General features: G+C 38.7%; 20 protein-coding genes and 1 pseudogene. 12 read left to right on the top strand and 9 right to left on the bottom strand.

The window, feature by feature from the left end; translation table 11 throughout:
• The first annotated feature begins 43 nt into the window (after positions 1-43).
• Positions 44-796: an SDR family NAD(P)-dependent oxidoreductase gene (locus J4N24_RS20405; RefSeq protein WP_207535582.1), complete on the top strand. Its 753-nt coding sequence runs from the start codon at positions 44-46 to the stop codon at positions 794-796.
• A gap of 159 nt (positions 797-955) precedes the next feature.
• On the top strand, positions 956-1198 hold the full coding sequence (locus tag J4N24_RS20400; RefSeq protein WP_207535581.1) for a hypothetical protein: 243 nt from the start codon (positions 956-958) through the stop codon (positions 1196-1198).
• A gap of 21 nt (positions 1199-1219) precedes the next feature.
• Here the strand turns inward: J4N24_RS20400 and J4N24_RS20395 are convergent, their stop codons facing one another.
• From J4N24_RS20395 to J4N24_RS25620, 3 genes are all read right to left on the bottom strand, one after another.
• On the bottom strand, positions 1220-2578 hold the full coding sequence (locus tag J4N24_RS20395; RefSeq protein ID WP_207535580.1) for a glycoside hydrolase family 28 protein: 1359 nt from the start codon (positions 2576-2578) through the stop codon (positions 1220-1222).
• Positions 2575-4170 carry an MGH1-like glycoside hydrolase domain-containing protein gene (locus J4N24_RS20390; protein WP_207535579.1) on the bottom strand — a complete coding sequence of 532 codons (1596 nt, stop codon included), beginning with the start codon at positions 4168-4170 and terminating at the stop codon, positions 2575-2577. The genes J4N24_RS20395 and J4N24_RS20390 overlap by 4 nt, the downstream gene beginning before the upstream one ends.
• A 307-nt stretch (positions 4171-4477) precedes the next feature.
• On the bottom strand, positions 4478-5365 hold the full coding sequence (locus tag J4N24_RS25620; RefSeq protein ID WP_242691754.1) for an AraC family transcriptional regulator: 888 nt from the start codon (positions 5363-5365) through the stop codon (positions 4478-4480).
• Positions 5366-5503: 138 nt separating this feature from the next.
• Between J4N24_RS25620 and J4N24_RS20380 the strand changes: the two genes are divergently transcribed.
• Both J4N24_RS20380 and J4N24_RS20375 read left to right on the top strand, forming a co-directional pair.
• Positions 5504-6751, top strand: coding sequence for a multidrug effflux MFS transporter (locus J4N24_RS20380; RefSeq protein WP_207535578.1), 1248 nt, complete (start codon positions 5504-5506; stop codon positions 6749-6751).
• 315 nt (positions 6752-7066) lie between these two features.
• Positions 7067-7744, top strand: coding sequence for a peroxiredoxin family protein (locus tag J4N24_RS20375; protein WP_207535577.1), 678 nt, complete (start codon positions 7067-7069; stop codon positions 7742-7744).
• A 57-nt stretch (positions 7745-7801) separates the two neighbouring features.
• On the opposite strand, the gene J4N24_RS20370 is transcribed toward J4N24_RS20375, so the two are convergent.
• The 3 genes from J4N24_RS20370 to J4N24_RS20360 form a co-directional block, all read right to left on the bottom strand.
• Complete coding sequence (locus tag J4N24_RS20370) at positions 7802-8398, bottom strand: Crp/Fnr family transcriptional regulator (protein WP_207535576.1); 597 nt, start codon at positions 8396-8398, stop codon at positions 7802-7804.
• Positions 8399-8497: 99 nt separating this feature from the next.
• The gene (locus tag J4N24_RS20365) at positions 8498-9205 is read right to left on the bottom strand and encodes an alpha/beta fold hydrolase (RefSeq protein WP_242691753.1); all 708 of its coding nucleotides are present in this window, start codon (positions 9203-9205) and stop codon (positions 8498-8500) included.
• A gap of 240 nt (positions 9206-9445) precedes the next feature.
• Complete coding sequence (locus tag J4N24_RS20360; RefSeq protein ID WP_207535575.1) at positions 9446-10234, bottom strand: potassium channel family protein; 789 nt, start codon at positions 10232-10234, stop codon at positions 9446-9448.
• A 114-nt stretch (positions 10235-10348) separates the two neighbouring features.
• Here J4N24_RS20360 and J4N24_RS20355 point away from each other — a divergent pair, with 114 nt between their 5' ends.
• From J4N24_RS20355 to J4N24_RS20345, 3 genes are all read left to right on the top strand, one after another.
• Entirely contained in the window at positions 10349-10744 is a 396-nt protein-coding gene (locus J4N24_RS20355) for a hypothetical protein (protein WP_207535574.1), read from the top strand.
• On the top strand, positions 10741-11097 hold the full coding sequence (locus J4N24_RS20350; RefSeq protein WP_207535573.1) for a DUF1622 domain-containing protein: 357 nt from the start codon (positions 10741-10743) through the stop codon (positions 11095-11097). Before J4N24_RS20355 ends, J4N24_RS20350 begins: the two co-directional genes overlap by 4 nt.
• 364 nt (positions 11098-11461) lie before the next feature.
• Positions 11462-12628 carry a PAS domain-containing sensor histidine kinase gene (locus J4N24_RS20345; RefSeq protein ID WP_207535572.1) on the top strand — a complete coding sequence of 389 codons (1167 nt, stop codon included), beginning with the start codon at positions 11462-11464 and terminating at the stop codon, positions 12626-12628.
• 811 nt (positions 12629-13439) lie between these two features.
• Here the strand turns inward: J4N24_RS20345 and J4N24_RS20340 are convergent.
• From J4N24_RS20340 to J4N24_RS20330, 3 genes are all read right to left on the bottom strand, one after another.
• A complete protein-coding gene (locus tag J4N24_RS20340) occupies positions 13440-14192 on the bottom strand; it encodes a glucose 1-dehydrogenase (RefSeq protein WP_207535571.1) in 753 nt (250 codons plus the stop codon).
• A 45-nt stretch (positions 14193-14237) separates the two neighbouring features.
• Positions 14238-14978, bottom strand: coding sequence for an SDR family oxidoreductase (locus tag J4N24_RS20335; RefSeq protein ID WP_207535570.1), 741 nt, complete (start codon positions 14976-14978; stop codon positions 14238-14240).
• Positions 14979-15093: 115 nt separating this feature from the next.
• Entirely contained in the window at positions 15094-16017 is a 924-nt protein-coding gene (locus J4N24_RS20330) for an AraC family transcriptional regulator (protein ID WP_207535569.1), read from the bottom strand.
• Between the two features lie 594 nt (positions 16018-16611).
• Between J4N24_RS20330 and J4N24_RS20325 the strand changes: the two genes are divergently transcribed.
• The 5 genes and pseudogenes from J4N24_RS20325 to J4N24_RS20305 all read left to right on the top strand — a co-directional run bounded on the left by J4N24_RS20325 (position 16612) and on the right by J4N24_RS20305 (position 22430).
• Complete coding sequence (locus J4N24_RS20325; protein WP_207535568.1) at positions 16612-19011, top strand: TonB-dependent receptor; 2400 nt, start codon at positions 16612-16614, stop codon at positions 19009-19011.
• 401 nt (positions 19012-19412) lie between these two features.
• Positions 19413-20036, top strand: coding sequence for a recombinase family protein (locus tag J4N24_RS20320; RefSeq protein WP_207535567.1), 624 nt, complete (start codon positions 19413-19415; stop codon positions 20034-20036).
• Between the two features lie 26 nt (positions 20037-20062).
• Positions 20063-20242 (top strand): annotated as a pseudogene (locus tag J4N24_RS25930) (response regulator transcription factor); the annotation flags it as partial.
• 278 nt (positions 20243-20520) lie between these two features.
• A complete protein-coding gene (locus tag J4N24_RS20310; RefSeq protein WP_207535566.1) occupies positions 20521-21648 on the top strand; it encodes a hypothetical protein in 1128 nt (375 codons plus the stop codon).
• Positions 21649-22010: 362 nt separating this feature from the next.
• Positions 22011-22430 carry a hypothetical protein gene (locus J4N24_RS20305; protein WP_207535565.1) on the top strand — a complete coding sequence of 140 codons (420 nt, stop codon included), beginning with the start codon at positions 22011-22013 and terminating at the stop codon, positions 22428-22430.
• Positions 22431-22611 lie beyond the last annotated feature (181 nt).

The following is a 22611-nucleotide window of genomic DNA, read 5'->3' as shown; positions in this document are numbered from 1 at the left end:
TCGTAAAGTACGCGAATATACATTTGCCTTTAAAATAATTGATATGAAAATTGATTTAAATGAAAAAGTTGCCATCGTCACGGGCGGTTCAAAAGGGATAGGCGCTGCTATTGCTAAAGAACTTGCTTTATGTGGTGCTAAAACCGTTGTTAACTATAATTTGGCTAGTGCTGATGCAGAATGTGTAGTTAAAGAAATTCAGAATGCCGCCGGTCAAGCCACTTCAATTAAAGCGGATGTATCTAAAAGCGAAGACATTGTAAACCTATTTAGGCAAGTAAAAGATTTATATGGAAAGGTTGACGTGTTAGTTAATAATGCGGGTATTGCAACGTTTGGACCAATAGAGACTGTTTCTCCAGAGAATTTTATGCAGCAGTACGGCGTCAATGTATTAGGTCCTTTACTTACTATACGGGAGGCACTGAAATATTTTCCGGGAACCGGGGGTAGTATAGTCAATATTAGTTCTGTGGGAGGACAAAATCCAGGTCCATATGCTAGCGTTTATGCTTCATCAAAGGCTGCTTTGAACGCGCTGACTGTATCTTTATCAAGAGAACTGGTAGGCCGGAATATTCGCGTTAACACAATTGCACCCGGACCAACAGATACTGAAGGTTCCCGGGCCCTGGGACTAGAGGGCACCGACATTGAAAAAGGAATGATTGCCGCTATACCAATGGGAAGGTTTGGAAAACCAAGTGAAATTGCACCTGCAGTCGCCTTTCTTGCAAGTGACAACGCTTCCTGGATCACTGGCGAAAAACTGGCAGTCTCTGGTGGAATGAGGTAAGCGAAACACCAGTAGAAAATTTGAATTAGCTGATAAGTTTAGCATTCTGACACTTATGTATGTGCTGGCGTGTTAAACCTATCGCGCTTTTTTTTGCTGATTGAAATTATAAAACTAACATCAACAGGGCAATACCACCTTTTGGACAATAGGAGGAAAATGGATATTTATTCCTATGCACCCAGGAGCTCAGAGGGTTGTTCTTCATCTTCGTTGAATTTTGAATTCCGAGAAAACGGATACAATCAAGTAGATGATTTGCTATACTATTTAATCACCACGACTGATTTTAATAGTAATGGAAAGCCTACACAAACAGGCCCTGGTATTTGCGCAGCGAAAGTGAATGGAGTGATCGAGAAAGCTATGTTGGGGTTGTTCTATTGGAGGATTGGGAAATAATGCGTCAACACCAATAAGTTCTTACTCCAACTTCAACCCAACTGCATTTTCGTGAATATGCTGTTTCTCTGTAACAGATTCAGCTTTTACATTTCTTAAAGAAACGTTTTTCACAGGCAGCTCCTTTTGGCCTATAATCCTGGATATAAACTTCACATTTGTTGCCTTTACATTTTCAAGGTAAATATCCTGAATCGGCGTTAAGCGGCGAACCACGGTAGGTACGAGCGTGCGCCATTGATAAAGAACATCCGTCTCAATTCCTACTATCCCTAAATCAATTTTTCCTGAAGTTATATTGGTAAAATGGATATTTTTAACATATCCACCCATCCGCTCGTTGGTTTTAATAAATAAAAGATGATTAAGCTTTGCACCATCAAGAACAGTACAGTTATCGACGAACACATTTTCAATACCGCCCGACAACTCGCTTCCCAGAGCTATCAATTGGTGCCCATTTTTTACGGTGCAATTTCGAATAATAACGTTCTTTGAAGGGGTCTTTAATCTCCAACCCTCAGGATTCCGACCCGATTTTATAGCTATGGCATCATCACCCTGATCAAAAATACAATCCTCAATAAGAACATTCTGACTCATCTCGGGATCAACGCCATCATTATTATGGCCATGAGCATATACGTTCACTTTTCGGATCACTACATTGTTTGAAAGATAAGGATGAATTGTCCAAAAGGGGCTGTTAGTAATAGTAATACCTTCTATCAAGACATTCTCACACCGGTTAAACTGTACAAATTGTGGCCTAAGATGGGCAGTATCATTTACCATCTGCCTTTCCGTTACCGGTGCATAAGCTTGTGCCAGATTATACAATCGCTTAATACTTTCCATATGAGCTTTAGGACGAGTAAACCACGTTTTCCATACGTCCATTTGGGCTTTAATTTTCCCCTCGCCAGTGATAGCTACATTTTTACATTTGTAGGCATAGATAAGGGGTGAGTAGTTATAACACTCCATTCCTTCCCATGTGCTGGGAACGGCAGGCAAGTAATCTGCAGGGTCTTCAGAAAAGAGAAGAACAGCATCTTTACTAAGGTGCAGGTTAACATTGCTTTTAAGATGAACTTTTCCTGTAAGCCATTCTCCAGGAGGCACCACCACTACTCCTCCTCCAGTTTTGTTTGCATGGTCAATCGCTTTGGCAATTGCCTGGGAAATGCTCGCTTTGTTTCCCGATACAGCTCCAAAGTCGGTAATCTTAAATTCTTTGCTTCTGCTGAAATCAGGAACTTTTATGGTGCGTACACCAAAGGGTGCCTGTACCTTTATTTTGGTACTTGGAATGTCTTTAGCAACTGAAACAACTATGGAGTAACAAAATAAGATCGTGCAAACGAGTGTGTGTTTCATAATTTAATTTTAACGTTTTGTGGCATTTTAGACGTATGCACCACCATACCATCAACAGAAATAACATATCCTTTTTTCTTGTTATAATGTTTCCCTGTTTTGTCGTAATAAATACTTATGTTTTTTCCTTTGTAGGAAAGATGATCAAGCCCATAATAATCCCATTGCTCAATTGGAACCAGAGGATTGATTACAAGTTCGTTTGCAGAAGTGGGACGCACTCCGATGAGCCCTGAAATGATCAGATCATTGAAGGTTGAATGGTTGTAATCTTTGCCACGTTCTTCACCACCTTTTCCCTTGCTCCAGGTGCCGTTCTCCCAGGTTTTCAGTCTCGTCCTTGAAATCCAATCACCAGTATAAGGATTAATGTTTTCATCAATCCAGGGCATGGTACGCCCATCAGGAAAGGTAATCTGGTGAGACTGACTATAGTTACTTAATAGCTTGTAATAGTCGCCTGCCGATACATATTTCTGCTGGTAGTTATTCAGCACGTTTGCTAATGCGGTAAGAGTTATTGATGTTGAAAATGGCCAGCTAGGCCCGTTCCATTGGCACTCGTGTCCCTCATAGGATATCTTAAATTTAGGATGATTTTGTGCCGCCGTAGTAGGCCCATACTTAGCATAGAAGAATTTCGAGTCCATCAAATATTTCCAGGCTGCCGAATAGTTTGCAGGAGGGATATTAAAATACCAGGGGGTGTAACCATGCAATTCGATGGCATCGGAAAAGAACAGGTTTTTGCTACCCCATGGAATAACTTTATAAAAGGAAGCCTGTTGATCCCATAACCTATTGTTGACATTATTTTTAATAGTATCAGCCTTATTCCCGTAGTATTTGGCTTTTTCAGCATCACCCAGCTTAACAGCCAAATTTTTCAGGGCCTCTGCCTCGGCAAACATGTAGCTGTTTATTGTTGCCCGATAACCTTTCGTCTTACTGCCGGGATATTCTCCGGAAATGGATATTTCCATTCCATCTTTATTATCTGTTTGCCAAAAAAATCCGGTAGAATCGCGATGTTCTTTCTCCCATAAGCTGAAATTTTGTTCCAGATATGGGAACAATTCAGCCAAGAGGGCGTCATTCGGATGAACGTTCGTATAATTCTCCAAGGCATTAGCTATCCAAAATGAATAGCCCCGCGCTGTTTTTGCACCGCTACCTTTTAACCAAAACCTGGCATACTCCTCGAAATAACTGGTTTCCTGCAACCAGCGTCCTTCCATGAAATGGAGAGCAGCGGCACAAGCAATTGAATTATATTTACCTGCCCAGTTAACATTTGGAAGGAATTCAGTGATAATATGACCTTCAGGGGTGTTGCGTATATGCTTGCGGTAGGTCCACCATCTGAAATAGTAAGTCTTTTCCAGTTGTTTGTCCGGACAGTCAAACAAGGGAATATTCTTTTCCAAAAATCCCCAGGCTTTCTCATTAGGAAAATCGCCGAGTTTGTAAAGTTCATTATCGTTCTTATTGAATTCGTCTACGTATTTTTTGTAGTCATTACTCTTCAATACCTGACCATAGGTCGATTCTACAATAATTGATAAAAGAAGTATGGATAATAATCTTCTCATCCGAGTTCTATTGTTGTTTATATTTCCTTTAAAGCTATCCTTTTTATTATCCGGTACCCCAGCTTTACAATAGCCTATCGCGTCTTATTTGCGTCAAAGAATTGGTTAATGATGGACAAATGGTTAATTTGGACAAAGATACGTTGCGTGAATCTCAACGGCAACCTGCTGAATCCTGTTCGGGGGACAAATAATCCATTCAGTTTATAATCCCCACTATGTAGCTTTTCTCAGGGTAGTGCAAGGTCAACCTCCAACCCCTTATTTTGTAATAAGGCACCAGGTAATACTGGCATTCTTCTATCTGCTAAGATTTGCTTGAGCCCTGCTTTTCCCGAAATGCAACCGGAGACAAGCCAGTATACTTTTTCATAAAGCGAGCGAAGTAGTTAGGATATTCAAAACCTAACAGGTAGGCTATCTCTGAAACATTATAGGATGTATAATTAAGATACTTTTTTGCTTCTTCTAAAATATAACTATGTATCAGCTCTCCGGCTGATTTCCCGGTCACTTCATTACAGATCCGGTTAAGGTGTACTTTAGATACACCCATTTCCTTTGCTAGTTGGGCGACACTTGTTTTACCTTCTTTTTCACGTATCAAAAGCTGAAACTTACGGAAATGTTTAAGGGCCAACTGATCGTTTTTCAACTCTTTGTCTTGTACCGTCAGCCACAGACGGTATATGACCAGGAATAATTGCTGGAGGTTTATATGCAGCATTAGTTGCCTTTCCATTTGATCGCCAAAGAGCTCTTCGTCAATTGCTTCAATTAAAGAACCTATCCTTTCAAAGTTCCATTTTGAAGTAAATGAAGTAATACATAGGGGCGAGCTTAATACAGGTACCAGTATCTCTCTTTCAGGAAAAAGGTCATCTGTTAAGGTATTAGAAATACTTAAAATACGGCCTTTGTTAGAGAGATTGAAAATAAAGCCGTGAAGCACGGCAGCCGGAATGAGTATTAAACATGGAGACTGTATAATCCTTTTACGATCAACCTCCTGGTATTCAAATTCACCACTCTCAATAAAGAAAATTTGCAAGCGTGCAGGATGAATATGAGGACGTATCTCCCAATTGAAACTATGACTACGAGCCTCTAACCTTTCAGAATACAGGGGAGATTGAATAATCTCTCTACCCGTTTGTCCGTAAAGCCCTTCGAACCGGTCAATTTTCTTTTTCATGCAGGTTATAAAAATACTACAAGGTCTTTTTGTTAAACCACAATAACAAGAAACAGTGTTCGATTTGTATCCTTATTTCATCCTTTATTATCTCTTAAGCAGAGATATTAACCTCAACTTTGTATTAAAATTGAACCAATGACACTAAAAAGAAACAATAAATATCGCCTTGAGCTTAACATCAGTGCGATAACCATGCAGAGAAAAAATCATCATATCCTTATACTAATATTGGGCGCACTTATCGCCATAAGCCCGTTCTCCATTGACATGTATTTGCCTTCATTCCCGGCAATAGCCTCGTCTTTAGACACCAATTTATCAGCAGTCGGCTATAGCCTGACAAGTTATTATGCAGGCCTGTGCATGGGACAGCTGGTTTATGGGATACTTATAGATCGCTTTGGAAGAAAGAAACCGCTGATAATGGGTTTGATCATTTATATTATAGCAGCTTTCCTATGTGCCTTATCAACCGGCATTACCAGCCTGGTAGTTGTGCGATTGTTTATGGCCCTTGGAGGGTGTGTAGGCATGGTAGTGGCCAGGGCGATTGTCAGGGATATTTTCCCTTCAGAAGAAACAGCTAAAATACTTTCAACCCTGGTTTTAGTAATGGGGATAGCTCCAATAATTGCACCAGCAATCGGGGGAATCGTTAATAATTTGTTGGGTTGGCGATGGGTATTTGGAGTAATGGCAATGATCGCTTTAACCATTTTAGTTGCAGTGAAATGGATCTTGCCTGAAACAAAGGCAGAAGACAAATCTATATCGTTAAAGGTAGCCAAGATATTACCGGAATACTTTAATGTCCTTAAAAATCCTGTTTTTCTTAGTTATACTCTTGCTGGTGGCATCAGCTATGCCGGGATGTATGCTTATATCGCGGGTTCTCCATTCGTATTCATGGAAAAATTTGGCTTTACAGATAGTCAATATAGCTGGGCATTTGCATTTAACGCATGTGGACTAATTGCAGGCAGTCAGCTCAATAAATTGGCATTAAAAAGGTTTACGAGCGAGAAAATATGTTATTGGGCAAGTATTCTGCTTTTTCTTACAGGATTTCTTTTTCTGATTACTGCGGTTTCCGGTGTGGCCAATGCATTTTTAGCCTTGGGCTTCACCTTCCTTTTCCTATTCTGCGTCGGCTTCATCAACCCCAATACTACAGCCCTTGCTTTGAAAGAATTTCAGGCTGCTACCGGAAGAGCATCTGCGGTTTTAGGAAGCCTACAAATGATTGCTGGGGTGATTGCTTCGGGATTAATAAGCTTTCTGCATAACGGAAGTCTGGTAATAATGCCATCGGTAATGTTTGGCTGTACAGCCATTACTCTATTGTTATTGTGGCGTTCTAACGTTAGCATTTCGTTAAAATAACTTTTAAGACTAGTTAAGTAGGCCAACTATTTGGCTAGTACATCCGTCTCTTAACGACGATGCTACGATGGCAGATTCAAGCCACCAAATCTCCCCATCCTGCCTTTTCATAGCAGGAGCTGGATGGAAAGGGGGGAGGTAACACAGGTATTTAACAGAAATTAACTAAGTAGTACCTTAATTTTCCCTGATTACCAAAATGAGAACCTTTCTGCTATTAGTTTTTATACTTATTAGCTGCTGTCACAGTACTGATGGGCAGTCTCTGCAAGCAACTGTAAACAAATTAAAAGCCATAATCACTATGTAGTAACATTGACAGACACCATTCAAAATGATAAACGCCTTTATGATTTTGCAGATATCATAACCGCTAAAACAAACGGCTTACCTTTTATCATTAGAACACAATCTACGGGATTTGCTGATGACGGAACTTACATGGGCATGTTTGAAGAACATACATTTAGGAACTATCAACTAAACAAGGCAGGTTTTCCGGACTTGTCTATAGCGATGGTACCTCAGGGTTTTAAGTTGCCCGTCAAAAGAGACAGAATACCGATGTTGACCGCCGGCACAAAGTCCCCCAAAATAAAGCTTACAGATGTAGCTGGCAAGGATTTTAGCTTAAACAGCCTACGCGGCAGATTGGTCTTATTGAATTTTACTACAGACGGGTGTCCGCATTGTATTAACGCTGCACAAATGCTTACGCGATTATATGATCACTATAAAAGCAAAGGTTTAGAGATTGTCAGTATTTACCAAAGCAACTTCAATAGTATAAAATCCGTAACGAAGTTTGATGCTAAGAACGGAATAAAATATCCAAGTTACTTGACTGAGCCCTCTGCTGCCAATATTTATCATATAAACGGGTATCCTAATTTTTATCTTTTAAACAGGCAGGGAATAATTGTGCAAGCCTACGAAGGCTTTTATGCCGAACTCGAAAATCAGATAACCGAGAAAATTAAAACCATTGAATAACAATCTAAAAATCTCCGTGGAGCTCACCCTATTGGACTACAAATTTAATTCGAGAAACTAATCGCTTTTATTAAATAGCATTGACCTTGCTCTGCTGAGTGATTCCCGGCTAACGAATAAAAAACGGGCAATATTGGTCAGGGAAATCTTTTTAATGATCAGAGGCCTATACTTCAACAAAAATTGGTAGCGTTTCACGGGGCTATTTAGTGATAAAATTTGTTGATGGGCGATATTTTGTTCCACCATCTCTTCATATATCTTCAAATTTACAGCAGATAGCGACATATAAATGCTATAAAGTGGCTGTAGTTTTTTGATGCTGAATATTCGAACTTCAGAGTCTTCCAGAGCAGTGATGCTAATATAGGAGGGAGCTCTATGGTTATAACTTTCACAATTAGCCAGCAGGTCGTCAGCAAATGCGAACCTTATTATCTTTTCATTCCCCTCCTCATCGAGAATGATATAAGCGAAATGACCTGACAATACAAAAGCTGCATATCGTGCGACTCTTCCAAAGCGTACGAAACTTTCCCCTTTTTTAAAAACCTTAACCTTGGACATGTCATCTAGCAATTTCCATTCATCATCAGATACAATTGGATATTTCTCCATTAGTCTCTGATACCAAAAAGCTGCACTTGTATTCATATCACTTTGAGCTTGTAATATCTAAGATATAATTTTTTGTAAAAATTCAGTTTGCTCCTATTTAAGTAGCCATTAGCATCTGCTTAGACCTTAATTTTATTATGGCTGCAAAGTGGCTAAGAAATCTTCGACTAGTTTATTGAATTCGCCGGGCTTCTCCATCATAGGGGCATGACCACATTGCGGTAGGTATACAAGTGAGGCGTTGACCAACAAACGATTGAATTCTATTGCTACATGTGGAGGAGTAATATTATCATCTGCTCCCCAGATCAGTAAGGCTTGCTGCTTAATATCCTGCAGTTCTTTTATTGCATAATTCCTCTGGGTAGTTCTTGCCGTTTCTATTATTCGAAGGCATTTCTTATTGTCTTTTAGAATATAGAATACCTCATCCACTAATTCTGAGGTTGCAATAGCCGGGTTATAAAACACGGATTCAACCTTACTTTGTATAAAAGTTCGGCTGTGGCGTTTTGGAAACGTTCCAAAAGCATTCCTTTCATATAGCCCAGAGCTTCCCGTTAGTACTAAAGCCTTAACAATTGAAGGGTAGCGATGGGTATATAAAACTGCAAGATGTCCACCCAAAGAGTTCCCTACCAAAACAACGGTCTTTAGTTTATTACAAGTAATATAGAGATGTAGCCAATTCACCAAGTAATCAAGTATAGATCCATTATGATCATCATAAATAGGTATCAAAGGTACATGAACATCGTGAGCGTGATTTAAATGCTGTACTAAGGCATTCCAATTACTTAAGCGACCAAATAGTCCATGTAATAGTATTATGCTTTGTTTCATTTTACAAAGCTATAGCTGCAAATAGAGAAGGATCGTGATCGTAATCACAAAAACGTTTTGCAGGTACTACATCTGATCATATAATAGGTTAGACAGAATCTTAATGATCAATTGCACTATCCTGGTATACGGGCCTGCTTAAAGCATAACATTCTAGTTCTGCAAACCCTTACATCTGTTAGGCCCTAACGGATAGTTCAACTTTTACTTATTATCAAAAAATGAAAAATTATTCTATGGCTATTCTCCTTTATTTTTCATCGTTGCCTGCAATTCTCCTATCATTGTTTTCAGCTCATGTATTTCCTTTTTTAGCGTTTCCACCTGATGGGAATTAGCCAATGGTGCATCCTTTTCTTCGGCATCCCGGCCAACAAAAAAAGAAGATATCGTTGCAGTGATGTATCCAAAAATGGCAAATCCATAAATGGACAGCAGGATACATAGTGCTCTGCCTTCGGAGGTTTGAGGCCAGTAATCGCTGCCAATTGTAATAATGAGCATGGTTGTCCACCAGAGGGCGTTCGAGTAGGATTGTATGCCTCCCACCTGACTTTCAAACGCCAACATTCCAGCAGCTCCCGAGAGGATCACCAGTATGGTAAATATCACCACATAGGCAAATCCCCTTCTTCGCATAGTCGCATTCAGGCTCCTCATTCCCCGGTTTAACGATGCGACTACTTTTATCAGGCGGGATCCCCGTGCAAAACGAAGCAGCCTCATAACCCTAAAAAAGCGAACGAGTCTTAATGCAGGCAGAGCTAGAGAAAATATGGTCAGGATGTTAGATTTCAGAAATTTGAGCTTTTCGGGAGCAAGCACAAATTTGATCAGGAAATCTACAATGAAAACCAGCCAGATTATCTCGCTGATTAATTGCAGGGAAGGGGTTAGCCCCTTTATGAATTCTATAATTAAAAGTAAGAGCCAAACAAAACCAAGAAATACCATTGGGCCATCTAAGAAGCATTCTACTGATTTTAAGAGTCTTTGTCTCTGAAATTTAAGTTGGTTCGAGTTTTCCATCTTTCGAATTGGTTTTAAAAACGTACAGCTTGACGTAAAGGAATTTTGCAAAAACTTAAGTTCTTCTATAACCATCTGCAGCAAAATATTGTTAGCAGGTTAAAAAGAATCATTATGGCCAGTAGTTTTACCAATAAGGTGTGGATTTCGGCAGGTATTACAGCTTTGTTTGTACTGGTGATCTTGCTGATCAAATCAACCTTCAGCGTATTTTTAATGATTCTGGCAGGTTCCTTAATAGCCCTGTTTTTTCACGGATTGGCAGGTCTGATTGAACGAAAGTTAAAAGCAGGGCATAAAGCATCTATCCTTATATCCATCTTCGGAACCCTTTGCCTCCTGTCAATACTATTCTTTTTTGTCGGAACGAAGGTGCAGTCCCAGGTATCTGAGCAACTTATTATCGGGCCTTTAACAGGATATTTGGGAATAATCCTTGCTACTCCTGTACTACTGATAGTGATAACCATGGTACAAGAATTATATGTTAACAAGCAGGATCAAGCATGAATGAAATAAGTACTCATAAAACATTACTGCAAGAATATGCAGAACCTATTGCTCACACCATCAGCAGCGCTGTTGAAATTACGGCTGCTATACTTATAGGGATAGCCGTTCTGGTAGCTGTAAAAAACTATTTCAAGATCCTGTTTTCCAGCGGATCTAATATTAAACAACGCGACATCAGGATCCAGTTTGGCAGTTCAGTAGCTGTAGCGCTGGAATTGCTATTAGGAGCTGATGTTATTGCAACGGCAGTTGCACCTACCTGGGACGATATCGGTAAACTCGCTGCCATAGCTACCATAAGAACAGCGCTAAACTTTTTCCTTGAACGAGATCTTAAATCAGCAGAATAGATTCATGGATATGAAAGTGATGTTTTTAAAACAGTAGGGCATTCCTGCCCTACAAATATCGATAGAAAACATTATGGAACTATTTCCTTAATGTTTGAACAGGGGGGCCAGAAATACGGCCCGTTAAATTGGACTTTCCAATTTAATGTGATTTTATCATTTATTGAAGTCGAAGCGGTTTGACAGTAAGAAATAGCAGGCTCATAAGGTCAAAAAACTTTTTAAACTCTGCTTCAAAAAGTGATCTCAAGACTAAAACTAGGGTCAAAAAAATACGTATCGAAGCTAGCTGAGTATCAGTTTAGGTTTGGATTGTATTTCCCTCAAAAATAATTTATATATCTTAGTTGCACATATCTTACGCGTGGAAAATAACGAACTGGAAGAGGAAAACCGGAGGCTGAAGAGTGAGAACGAATCTTTAACTACAGCCTATAATGAAGCTCTGTCAATCCTGGAGAAGCGGTTAAAGATTGAAGAAGATTTAAAAGAGAGCCAGGAGCGCTTTGTGACAGTATTTAAACAAAGTACCGTCGCATATAAAATTATTGATCTGGACTTCAAAATGGTACAGATTAATCAGGCTTTGTGCGATTTATTAGGCTATTCTCAAGAAGAAATACTGGGAACTGTGATACTCGAATATACACATCCCAATTTTATAAAATATTGGTACGACCTTCATGAAGCTCTTTGGAAACAGGAGTTGCCTTCTTTTCAGCTTGAGGCCTGCCTTATACGCAAGGATAAAACAGAGGTATGGTGCCTGATTAACACTATCCGATTTAAGGATAGGGGAGAAACGCTTGGCTACACTTCTTTAGTTGACATTACAGGTCGGAAACAACTGGAACGACATAAGGATGAGTTTATAAGTACTATTAGCCACGAACTCAAAACTCCGCTGACTTCAATTAAATCTTACTCCCAATTATTGCTTCGCTACTTCAATCGGCTGGAAGATGAAAAGCCCAAGAGCATGTTACGCCAGTTAGATTTAAAGGTAAATAGTTTAACCACTCTTATCAAAGACTTGGTTTTGGCCTCCAAAATTGATAGCGGAAAACTATCGCCCCGATCAGAGGAATATTCGCTAGATGGACTATTAGCATCTATTGTTGAGGAGTTTAGAGAAACGGTAACCCGAAGAGACATCCAATTGCACAATAGCCCAGCAATTAGAATTAAAGGGGATAAGTTTAAAATTTCCCAGGTAATAGAAAATTTACTTACCAACGCAATTAAATTCTCTAATGAAGACACTCCAATCAAGGTAACCCTTCAAAGGCATGAGTCAGACGCTATTGTATGTATAGAGGACCAGGGTAGAGGGATATCTCAAGAGAGTATAGAAAATATTTTTGAACGTTTCTACAAAGTCAAGGAGGCTGAAAGTAATTTAGAGTCAGGTATGGGGTTAGGGCTGTATATATGTCAGGAAATAGTGAAAAACCAGCAAGGAAAGCTGTGGGTGAACAGTGAACTCGGAAAGGGCAGTGTTTTTTGCTTTAGTCTTCCTATCATAAGCTGAGATCCAAGTTTCTAAGGTTGTTTTTCCTCCTGTTCTTCTTAAATGTCAATAGACCAATAACTTCCAGGGAAAGCACTAAGGGGCATTAAAGATCTTCATCCACAAGTTTTGGAGAATTATTAACCAAACCGGTTCGTATTGTATGCCCCAATGAAAGAAAAGTGGTTCATTTAAAATTGCTATAAGAGAAGGCGGGAATGCCCCTTCTTCTATCTAATCTTTATACTCAACACGATTAGTCGAAATTCTTTTACCCATTAAAGTCTAGTACGGTCACCATTAAAGCTTCTTATTCAGAGCAAAAATGTTTAATTCGGAGAAACTGACCATGTGATTCCGTGCCATCATCTGAAATAACGACCGTTAAAGTGGACTTTTGAATTTTAACAGGATTTTATCAATTATTGAAGTCGCTGCTGTTTTCATGAAAGAAAGAGTAGGTCCAGAAAGGCATAACTTTTGAACCATGCCTGAATTAGATTCAAATAGGAGGTTCAGGAATGAGAAAAAACGCCTATACCTGAATGAAGCAATTTTGGTGTAGCCAGACATTCATAATTAAAAGATATGAATATTGGCGCAATTTCTTCGTTATCGAGCTTAATATAGATAACCTGATTAGGAATATCAACTGAATCCACTTCAATTCAAATTCCAGGATAAAAGAAATCGTATTTTTAAATGTGACACCTGAACAAAGATAAGAGGTGTGCAATAGGACGGAGTTTCCTTCAGTGGCAATGTTTGACAAACTAATAATTTAAATCAATAGCGTGAAACTATGCTTCCCGCTATTGATCAGGTAATCAATCTAATTTGTCGCTCCCCCATTTACTAATAAGTGCTGCCCATTTATAAAAGAGGAAAGATCACTGGCAAAGAATTCAGCCACATTCGCGACGTCTTCCACTTCCGCCAGGCGTCCCATAGGACAGCTCTCCAACAATTGTTTACGAAGCCTTGGATAAGAACCATCTTCAGCGAATATCCCAGAGTGATCTACTGCGAAGGGAATAATAGAATTTACTGTGATACCACGGGGTCCTATTTCTTTAGCAAGTATGTCAACCAGGTAACGAGGTGTTGCTTTACTTCCCCCATATACAGCCATGCCGGGAACAGGGAAAGCCGTGGTAGAAGAAGCGATATAAATAATGCGTCCGTTATCTTCGACACTCCTGGCAGCTTGTTGCATAGTAAAGTACGAGCCTTTTGTATTTACGGAGAAGAGCTTATCAAACTGGTCCTCTGTAAACTCAGTAACTGGAGTTTCAACCATCTCAATTCCCGCGTTAGCCACCACAATGTCTATTTTGCCAAAAGCTTGAATAGCTTCTGAAAATAGTTTCTCTATTTCGGGTACTTTACTTACATCTGCCTGCACTGACAAAACTCTTACTCCCATTGCCCTAATATTACTTTCTACTTCGGCAGCAGAAGCCTTGTCACGCGAATAATTAATTACGATATCAGCACCCAGCGCGGCATAACGTTCAGCTATTGCTTTTCCCAGTCCTCTTGCCGATCCTGTTACTAGTGCTACTTTGTTTCTTAATGAGTTCATGATCTGGTATTGAATACTATTTGTCCTGCTTCTTGTTCTTTAATCCTAAGCCATCGCTCCATTCAGGCCAATTATTTGTCCACTAATCCATTTGGCGTCATCGCTTGCCAAAAATTTAACCACTTTTGAGATATCTTCAGGCTCTGCTATTCGATTAAAGGCATTCAGTGCAGCTAGTTTAGCTACTTGTTCCTCAGATTTACCCTGCATAAAGAGTTCGGTATTAGTCGGACCAGGAAGTACTGCATTAACGTTAATTCCACGGACTCCGACTTCCTTCGCAAATACCCTGGTTAGTTGCTCTACAGCAGCTTTTGTTGCAACATAGGTCCCATAAGTAGGTAACATCATCCGTGTTGTTGAACTGGAGAAATTGATTATAGTACCTCCCTCCGCTAGCTTTGTTGCCGCTTCTCTAAGCGTGTTAAAGGTTCCGCGAACATTGATTTCGAATTGCCGTGTGAAATCTTCATCGGTGGTATCTTTCAATAATTTATATATCAGAATACCGGCATTATTGATCAGAATATCAATTTTTCCATACCGTGCTACTGCTTCGTCAAACATTGCAGTTACTTCAGATGCTTTGCTGACGTCAGCTCTGATTGCTACGGATTCAACACCTTTAGCTTTAATAGTTTCTACAGTCTTTTCTGCTGATTCTTTTCCATTAGTATAGTTTACAATTACTGTTGCGCCAGCTTCTGCTAATTCAATTGCTACAGCTGCGCCAATTCCTCTTGATGCGCCTGTTACCAGGACTACTTTTCCATTTAATGATTCCATGATTATTTTTTCATCGTTGTTGACAATACAAAAGTCAGGAATAGGAAATCGAGAAAATTGCAAGTTCTAAAGTAAGAGTTGCATGATATAAAGATTCCGGTATTAATACGGTGTTTTAAAAGGCGGTTTTGCGATAAGTAGCAGGAGAACTGCCGGTATGCTTCTTAAAATAATTGCTAAAATGAGCTAATTCGGAAAATCCGAGCCGGAAAGCGATTTCTTTTATTGACATGGAAGAATGTTGCAGGAGTGATTTAGCCTCGGTAATCGTCTTTTCAGAAATCCAAATTCCTACTGGTTTACCTGTTTTGGTTTTTATCACGCTATTCAGGTAATTTGGATGTAAGCTTTGAGCCTCGGCGTAATCCTGTATTCGAAGTACCCTGTCTACCTTTCCCTCGCTTAGCTCCCGGTAATGTTTCTCAAGCTGTCGTTTAAAATTCTTTACTATGTGAGAGCTTCTGTTTCCCTCATAAATTGGATTGTAGTCTAGCCAGAATAACTCTTTGATCTTCAAAAGAAGTACTACAAAGAGATTCCCAATAATGCGCGTACGGTAAGGAGAACGATTGGAGTACTCTTTAGCGATTTGTAAATAAATAGATTCCAATTCTGCAAATACTTCCGGAGTTAGAATCCGTGCAGGAAAAGTTTCGGTAAGTAAGAAAGGAAATTCTTCGAATATATCTCTGTGTACATTCTCTTTCAGAAACGATTCGCCAAGTGTTATCAGAAAAACTTCTTCTATGCCCTTCCACTCATAGCTTCTAAAGTGTCCTGGATTAGTGAAGTAAACCGTGCCGGGCTGCATTTCGAAATGTTGTTCATCAATCGTATATATGCCTGTTCCACTTTTAATAAATGCAAAAACGAAAAAGTTTAGGCGGTGTACCGGGCATTCGAAAGGTAGATTAGTGATAGTATCTTTTAGATTGAAGATGGTAAAGTCAGTGTTTACGTCAATTTGATCAGTTGGAAGACCAAGGTGCTGGTATTGATCATGTAGCCCATTAAATACTTTTATCTTATCTTCATTCATGGTTGTTAGCAGGAATTCCAGACGCTAAACTAGTGGTTAAACTGGAAATGGCAAGTTGACTTTTAGAAAAAGGATTGGTTTCCGCCTATTCTTACCGAATGGTAAGGAATTAAAAAGGGTTGAAGTTTATTAAGAAATTGTTGTATCCATAAAGCTAATTTCAAAGTGCAATTAATCCACCATTAAAAAGGACTTTCAAATTTTATCAGGATTTTATGATTTATTGAAGTCGCTGCAGTTTTTATTAAAGAAAGAGTAGGTCCAGAAAGTCATAACTTTCTGAGCCTAAGAAGAAACTAATAAGAATTAGGGCCAAAAAGCAGGTTCAATAATTTTTTTAATTATTAGAAAAGGAGAGTGCTTCTATTGAAAAGTCGTGTCTTATTGCTCATGAATTTTGAGTAAGTTGGCTTCTTTCTCAATTTATTTTATGTAATAACTAAATTCCTAAATTCACTCTATGGAATAACTCGAAGTTTAACATCTTAACTTTATGAGAAAGTTCCTTTTTTCCTTAATCCAGCAATGCACTTAGTTCATTTCCACAATATCGAACCAATCACATTAAATTAGACACTAAACATGTTTGAACCTATGCCCCTATTTAAAAAACTTTTATTTGTTCTTTGGTGGTCAATAGTCTCTTTACAAACGGCTGCCCAACAACCTTTCCATTCAGTTGAAGGACAAGTCTTAGATTCAGTTTCGAAAACTCCTCTGAAATATGCTACTGTAACATTAATATCGTCAACGAAGCCAAGGAAAGTTTTAACAGACGAGGCTGGAAGGTTCCTGATTACAAATGTCGCAAGTGGTGATCATCAGTTAAACCTTTCCTCCCTAGGGTTTTTAAAAAAGGAACTATTGCTGCATTTAAAAGCCGATCAACCGTTACTGCTAGGCAAGATTTACCTAATGCCTCTAACAACTCAGTTAAAGGATGTGGTTATAAAGGCGGACAAACCTCTGGTATCACAAGAAATTGATAGACTAATTTATGATGTACAGGCTGACCCGGATAGTAAAGGCAGGCAGGCTATTGACATTATTAGGAAAGTTCCTCTCTTATCTATGGGTGCTGATGGTAAGCTCAAATTGAAAGGGGAAGGAAATTTCAGAGTTTTGCTTAATGGAAGGGTCTCTTCTATAACTGAGCACAATTTAGAGTCGTTTCTATCAAGCCTTCCCGCCGAAGTTTTAGCCAAAGTCGAAGTGATTACAACTCCACCCGCGAGATATGAGAGCGAGGGCCTTGAAGGTGTCATCAATATTGTTTTAGGCAAGCGTAAATTAGATGGCTACAATGGGTCGGCACAAGCTTCATATAACACTCTTGGAGGGCCAAGAGCTACGGCAACAGCCACATTGAAAGAAAAGAAATTAATTGTATTTGGCTCCATATTATACTCGGAACAAGACCCAATCGAATCCACTTCCACCAATTCGAGAAAGACTACTTCTGGCAATATTAATTCTGATATTTTTAATACAGGTAGAAGCTCATGGAACGGCAGATATATTAGTAGTGCAGAGGAACTAAGTTATGAACTTGATACGCATAATCTAATTACTGCAACATTTGCCTTCAATAACCTAAGAAAGAACCAACAAAGCAACCAGGAACTTCTGCGGCTTGATGACGGATCGCCTATCTATTCTTATGTGCTTTTGAATGAACAGGACGTAAAACTGAATGGTTTGGATTTAGGTTTGAATTACCAGAGATCATTCCAAAGTTCCAAAGAGAAAATCTTAACCGGATCTTTTAAGCGAGTGGTGTCGCGAAACTCAGAGTTTGGATTGAATGAAGTCAGCTCCATCCTAAACTACCCGGATAATAACTTTGACCAGAGGAATAAATATGGTTCATTAGAACAAACCTTTCAAATTGACTATACACAGCCCCTTAGTAAAAAAATCAGTATGGAAGGTGGGGGTAAAATAATTCTCAGGGACAATCATAGTGATTTCAGCACTAATAGCTTTCTTTATGGGGATGAGGAACAAAGTAATAATGCTAATGTATTTGAATATCAGCAGGATATCTTTGCTCTTTATAATTCCTGGCAAATAAAAATCTCTGAATGGGGGATGCGTGCAGGTTTACGTATCGAACACACAATGGTAAACGGAGACTTTGTTACAGATCGAAGTACTGTCAATGAAGACTACACCCATTTCATTCCATCTGTTTCTTTTCAGAGAAGATTGCCAGACAAAAAAAGTCTTGTTTTCGGTTATAGTCAAAGGATACAGAGACCTGGCATTACTCAATTAAATCCTTTCATAAATATAATCAATTCCCTTAACTACCAATTTGGAAACCCTGAATTGCGACCTGTTCTTAATCATAGCTTCGAACTTAACTTTAGCAGTTATAAGAAAGCTTCAGTCTACATAGGTACGAATTACTCGTTCTCGAATAATACCATTCAGAATGTAATAACCTTAACTAAAGATAGCATCAGTTTATCAAGTTTTGAGAATATTGGCAAAAATCGGACGCTAGGCTCAAATATTTATTTCAAATATCCTTTTATAAAAGGGCTTGAGTTCCAACTGAATGGCCGTCTTTCCCATATATCAATTGAAGGTATGGTCAGGGGAGATACTTATAAAAATAAAGGATTTCAGGGGAACATTAGTTCCGATCTTTCCTTTACGTTTCCAGCAAACTTCAGAAGCTCAATAGAATTCGGTTACAACTCCTCACGGGTAATTTTGCAAGGGAGAACGAATCCATTAGTAAGTACGACTGTAAGCGCGGTAAAAGACCTTCTTCATAAAAAGGTAACTTTTACCCTCTTTATCCGGAATCCTTTTCAGAAGTTCTTTACTTACACCAATTACTTAACTACTGGAACTTTTACCCAGCAAACCCAGAATACTAATTTATATAGAGGAGTAGACATGCTATTTGTATATCGTTTCGGCAGATTGAAAGTTCAGGTAATAAGAAATAAGCGAGGGATAAATAATGATGACAAGATTTGAAGCCGTAGCTTGACAATTTCCAATAAAGCTAAAAGAGAATTGAAGGATTCGCCTTCCGTTCTCTTATAGAGGTAACATAGTATAAAGCAGAAATAATATAGTCCAAAAAGTCATAACTTTCTGGGCCCTGCCCATTTTCTTCCTATTCTAGTAAAAAAGCAATCAAAAAGAGGATTCAAAAAGTAGGTCCAGAAAGACTGGCATTTTTCTTTTTTGATACCAACTTGTTGAGCCAGTAATGGGTCCCTTCTTTGCCTGCAAATGAGTCCACTTTAACGAACGATAAAATGGACTCTTCGACTGCCGTCCTTTTCCCTCCCTTTTAATTCTATTACTAGTTCATTAATATCGTATACAAAAACAAATTCCATTATATTGCAAAACAAACGTTAAAGTGTACAATGCAAATAGGTTATGTAAGGGTATCAAAGAATGAGCAGAATTTAGATCTCCAAGTGGAAGCTTTGAAAAAAGCAGGATGCGAACAGATCTTTAAAGAGAAAATTTCCGGAGCTGAAAAAGAGCGACCTCAATATTTGAAAATGATTGAAGGGCTGCGCAAGGGTGACACTGTTACTGTCTGGAGAATTGATCGACTAGGAAGAACAACCCTGGAACTTATAAAGCTAATGGTAGAGTTCCGGGAAAAGGGGATAGAGTTTAAAAGTATTGTTGAAGGTATCGATACCTCGACTTCTATGGGTAGGATCTGGTATATGCTAAGTTCTATTTTTGCCGAGAATGAAAGGGAGATCATAAGGGAACGGACGAAGGCAGGACTGGCTTCCGCAAAAGCCAGAGGAAGAGTTGGTGGCCGACCGAAAGGTCTGACGGAAGATGCAAAGAAATTAGCAGCGACTGCTGCGACCCTCTATAACACCACCAACCTTTCCACTGCAGAGATTTGCAAGATGTTAAATATTGGTAGTAAGACGACGCTGTACCGGTATTTAAGGCATGCTGGTGTTGAGGTAAATGGGTGGGTGAAAAATCCTAATGTAAAGATTGAAAACGTCAAGGTTTAGACCAATCTGGGTTTAATAAACTTACTTCAAGGGAAAAAGAAGTATTAGTATTATTCGCAGAAGGACAAAGTTCACCGGAGATCTCTGATGCACTTTTTATTTCTGTAGCTATCGTGGAGACCCATCGGAGAAATATTCGCAGAAAGCTTGAAGCGGAGAACTCTTACAAGTTGGGTGACTATGTAAAGGCCTTTAACTTGAAATAGAATCACAATTATTTTAATCTGCCATTAAGGGGTATTTAGATCGATCAAATTTTCTAGGTGCATCAAAACCATCGGCTTGGAAGAGAACAACCTTGGAACCGATAAAGCTGATGGCGGAGTTTCGTGAAAAGAGTATAGAATTTAAATATATCGAAGAATATTAGAGCGAGAAAAGGTGTTTAAATTGACATACTACATCAGGACAATTTTTTCACAATAGAGATTTAAAGACTCAAAGTATTAAAGAATTTTGTAACTTTCCCTTAAAACCTATTCTAATGAAAAACCTGTTATTGCTTTTTCTACTAACTCTATTTAATAATTGTAATGCTCAAATTATCGATCAGTGCTCAGAAATACTAAAATGGGGCTTATGGTCATATAATGAAAAATATGAAAGTGTACAATTAGCAGAGAAAACGGTTAATTGGTTTACAAATAATAAAATTCATTCGAAACAATCAACCCTAGATTTAGCCAAAAAAGCCGACATTGCTTTACCTATTGAAGGGCTAGTAATTCCAATGAACCTCGAAGGGACATTTGGACAGAGTAATTCACAGTATTATAGCGAAGCTGTAGCATATTATCTTGAACATAATGTTGACTATAGGAAAGTTTATTTAGAAAAGAATATTCAAGCAGACGATGGTATAGTTAAGGCTTGGTCTAAATGTATGGAAAAACCTAAAGCTAGACTGGTTGGCTACCCCATTTTTACTCCAGTCAATTCTGGTATGGAGGAAGTGATAAAAGTTCAAATTGTGGCAGATTTGAGAATGAGTAACTATACTAGAATTAGGTTAGATAAAAAGACCTTAAAAAGATCTATATCGGACAATGGATGTACTTTAATAGGAGATATTGATCCTATTCTCACCACCGGTGAAAATAGTATACTAATCAAGAGACCTAGTAATCTAAGAAACAAGAGTTTTTATTTGCCTTTAAAGACAAACAATCCAGAATTTAGACACTTAGTTTTTATAGGCCCGACTATTCAGGAGGAAAAGCCAACGTTTGTGAAGGAAATTGGAACACAACAAGAACGCCGATACATTGCGAAAGGGCTAAAAGGAGATGCAATTAATCACCATAAATTTTCAAATCCTAAGGGTAAAGATATCATTCTTAGAGTTGAAGCAGAAATTTTCTTAAAAGGGTGTAATAATGAACAGTTTGATTTGGTTTATCTCAAAGGAGCGAGAGAGGAGCATTTAAAGGATTTGGATAAACATAGTATATCAACGGGTATTAATGGAGATCATACTATTAAGCTGAAATATGATGTTGACATCCCCTTTTATAAAGGAGAAACCTTGGAGTTTAAAGCTGCCTATGATTTGTGGACTGGTGGTGGCTTTGATCGATCACAAAGCTATGTCAATCTCATATATATCTATTAAATAATTGATGTCTTTATCTTATTTTAGATTATCCAGCTTCTTCAATTAGTCCCATAAGTTAATTTAACAGACTTAAAAAGGCAACGACAATTGCTCGGTATAAGGGAGGCCAACTTATCTGAGCAACGATTAATTACAGCTCCCTCATATATGGTCCTTAATCATCCCGGATTTGTATAACCACAAAAGTCTACGGAAGCTGGAAGTGTAGATCCAGTAGAAGTGATCGGATCGGAAGTGGAGGCAAAGGGCCCTTTTAATTCAAATCCCTTCTTCTCAAAAAACGATAATTTGTTGAAGTGGATTCCTTGAGTATTGAGGTCTGTATTATTTATATGAACAGCGATAAAGTTTAAGCTTTAATGAAGTACCCAGAAAAGCCTGAAGATATTGAAACTGAAATACTAATCTCTGTTGCGAATGGCGGCGAGCAAAGAATCCGTAAACTCGGGAGAGTCATTGCTGACGTAAATCCAGAAATGATCGTGGAAGGAGTGCTCCGAGTTTTCGAACGGGAAGATAGGCCTACGAATTTGTTTACTGACCAGAAGTTCGCTGGACAAATACTTAAAATCACTAAGCCAAAAAGTGAGAGAACTGCGCTTGAAATTTTAAAGAGGACTGTTAAAAATTGGGATAAAAGTGTCGCAGAGCTGCCCCTTTGGATGAAGGAAAACTTTGGAGAAGGGATTTTGTCGGAAGCGTTCCGGTTATATTCCATGTCAGAGACAGATCCGGATGGTAAAATTAAAACAATGGAGTTCTGGATCAAACAGAAGTAATGGCAATGCTTTACTGCTCGGTACCCAGCTGATAATTAAGGATTAGTCTTAGATAACGATGGGATTTAAACCATTAGGAAGCGTAATTGAGTTATGGGAAGAAACATTCGTACGTTTACATTAACCCTTGATATACTTAGGTCTAATCTTGATGAAATCCTTATAATGGGTCAGGAGAAAG

It is taken from the genome of Desertivirga arenae (assembly GCF_017355785.1).
GTDB classification, from domain to species: domain Bacteria; phylum Bacteroidota; class Bacteroidia; order Sphingobacteriales; family Sphingobacteriaceae; genus Desertivirga; species Desertivirga arenae.
The sequence above is the reverse complement of the archived record's forward strand: the minus strand, read 5'-3'. Positions and strand labels throughout refer to the sequence as shown.

Coding starts and splice junctions, on each gene's coding strand:
- J4N24_RS20340 (WP_207535571.1), bottom strand. CDS start 14,192: ATGAACTCATTAAGAAACAAAGTAGCACTAGTAACAGGATCGGCAAGA.
- J4N24_RS20370 (WP_207535576.1), bottom strand. CDS start 8,398: ATGAATACAAGTGCAGCTTTTTGGTATCAGAGACTAATGGAGAAATAT.
- J4N24_RS20350 (WP_207535573.1), top strand. CDS start 10,741: ATGAATGAAATAAGTACTCATAAAACATTACTGCAAGAATATGCAGAA.
- J4N24_RS20335 (WP_207535570.1), bottom strand. CDS start 14,978: ATGGAATCATTAAATGGAAAAGTAGTCCTGGTAACAGGCGCATCAAGA.
- J4N24_RS20360 (WP_207535575.1), bottom strand. CDS start 10,234: ATGGAAAACTCGAACCAACTTAAATTTCAGAGACAAAGACTCTTAAAA.
- J4N24_RS20310 (WP_207535566.1), top strand. CDS start 20,521: ATGAAAAACCTGTTATTGCTTTTTCTACTAACTCTATTTAATAATTGT.
- J4N24_RS20355 (WP_207535574.1), top strand. CDS start 10,349: ATGGCCAGTAGTTTTACCAATAAGGTGTGGATTTCGGCAGGTATTACA.
- J4N24_RS20320 (WP_207535567.1), top strand. CDS start 19,413: ATGCAAATAGGTTATGTAAGGGTATCAAAGAATGAGCAGAATTTAGAT.
- J4N24_RS20305 (WP_207535565.1), top strand. CDS start 22,011: ATGAAGTACCCAGAAAAGCCTGAAGATATTGAAACTGAAATACTAATC.
- J4N24_RS20380 (WP_207535578.1), top strand. CDS start 5,504: ATGACACTAAAAAGAAACAATAAATATCGCCTTGAGCTTAACATCAGT.
- J4N24_RS20405 (WP_207535582.1), top strand. CDS start 44: ATGAAAATTGATTTAAATGAAAAAGTTGCCATCGTCACGGGCGGTTCA.
- J4N24_RS20395 (WP_207535580.1), bottom strand. CDS start 2,578: ATGAAACACACACTCGTTTGCACGATCTTATTTTGTTACTCCATAGTT.
- J4N24_RS20390 (WP_207535579.1), bottom strand. CDS start 4,170: ATGAGAAGATTATTATCCATACTTCTTTTATCAATTATTGTAGAATCG.
- J4N24_RS20400 (WP_207535581.1), top strand. CDS start 956: ATGGATATTTATTCCTATGCACCCAGGAGCTCAGAGGGTTGTTCTTCA.
- J4N24_RS20330 (WP_207535569.1), bottom strand. CDS start 16,017: ATGAATGAAGATAAGATAAAAGTATTTAATGGGCTACATGATCAATAC.
- J4N24_RS25620 (WP_242691754.1), bottom strand. CDS start 5,365: ATGAAAAAGAAAATTGACCGGTTCGAAGGGCTTTACGGACAAACGGGT.
- J4N24_RS20325 (WP_207535568.1), top strand. CDS start 16,612: ATGCCCCTATTTAAAAAACTTTTATTTGTTCTTTGGTGGTCAATAGTC.
- J4N24_RS20365 (WP_242691753.1), bottom strand. CDS start 9,205: ATGAAACAAAGCATAATACTATTACATGGACTATTTGGTCGCTTAAGT.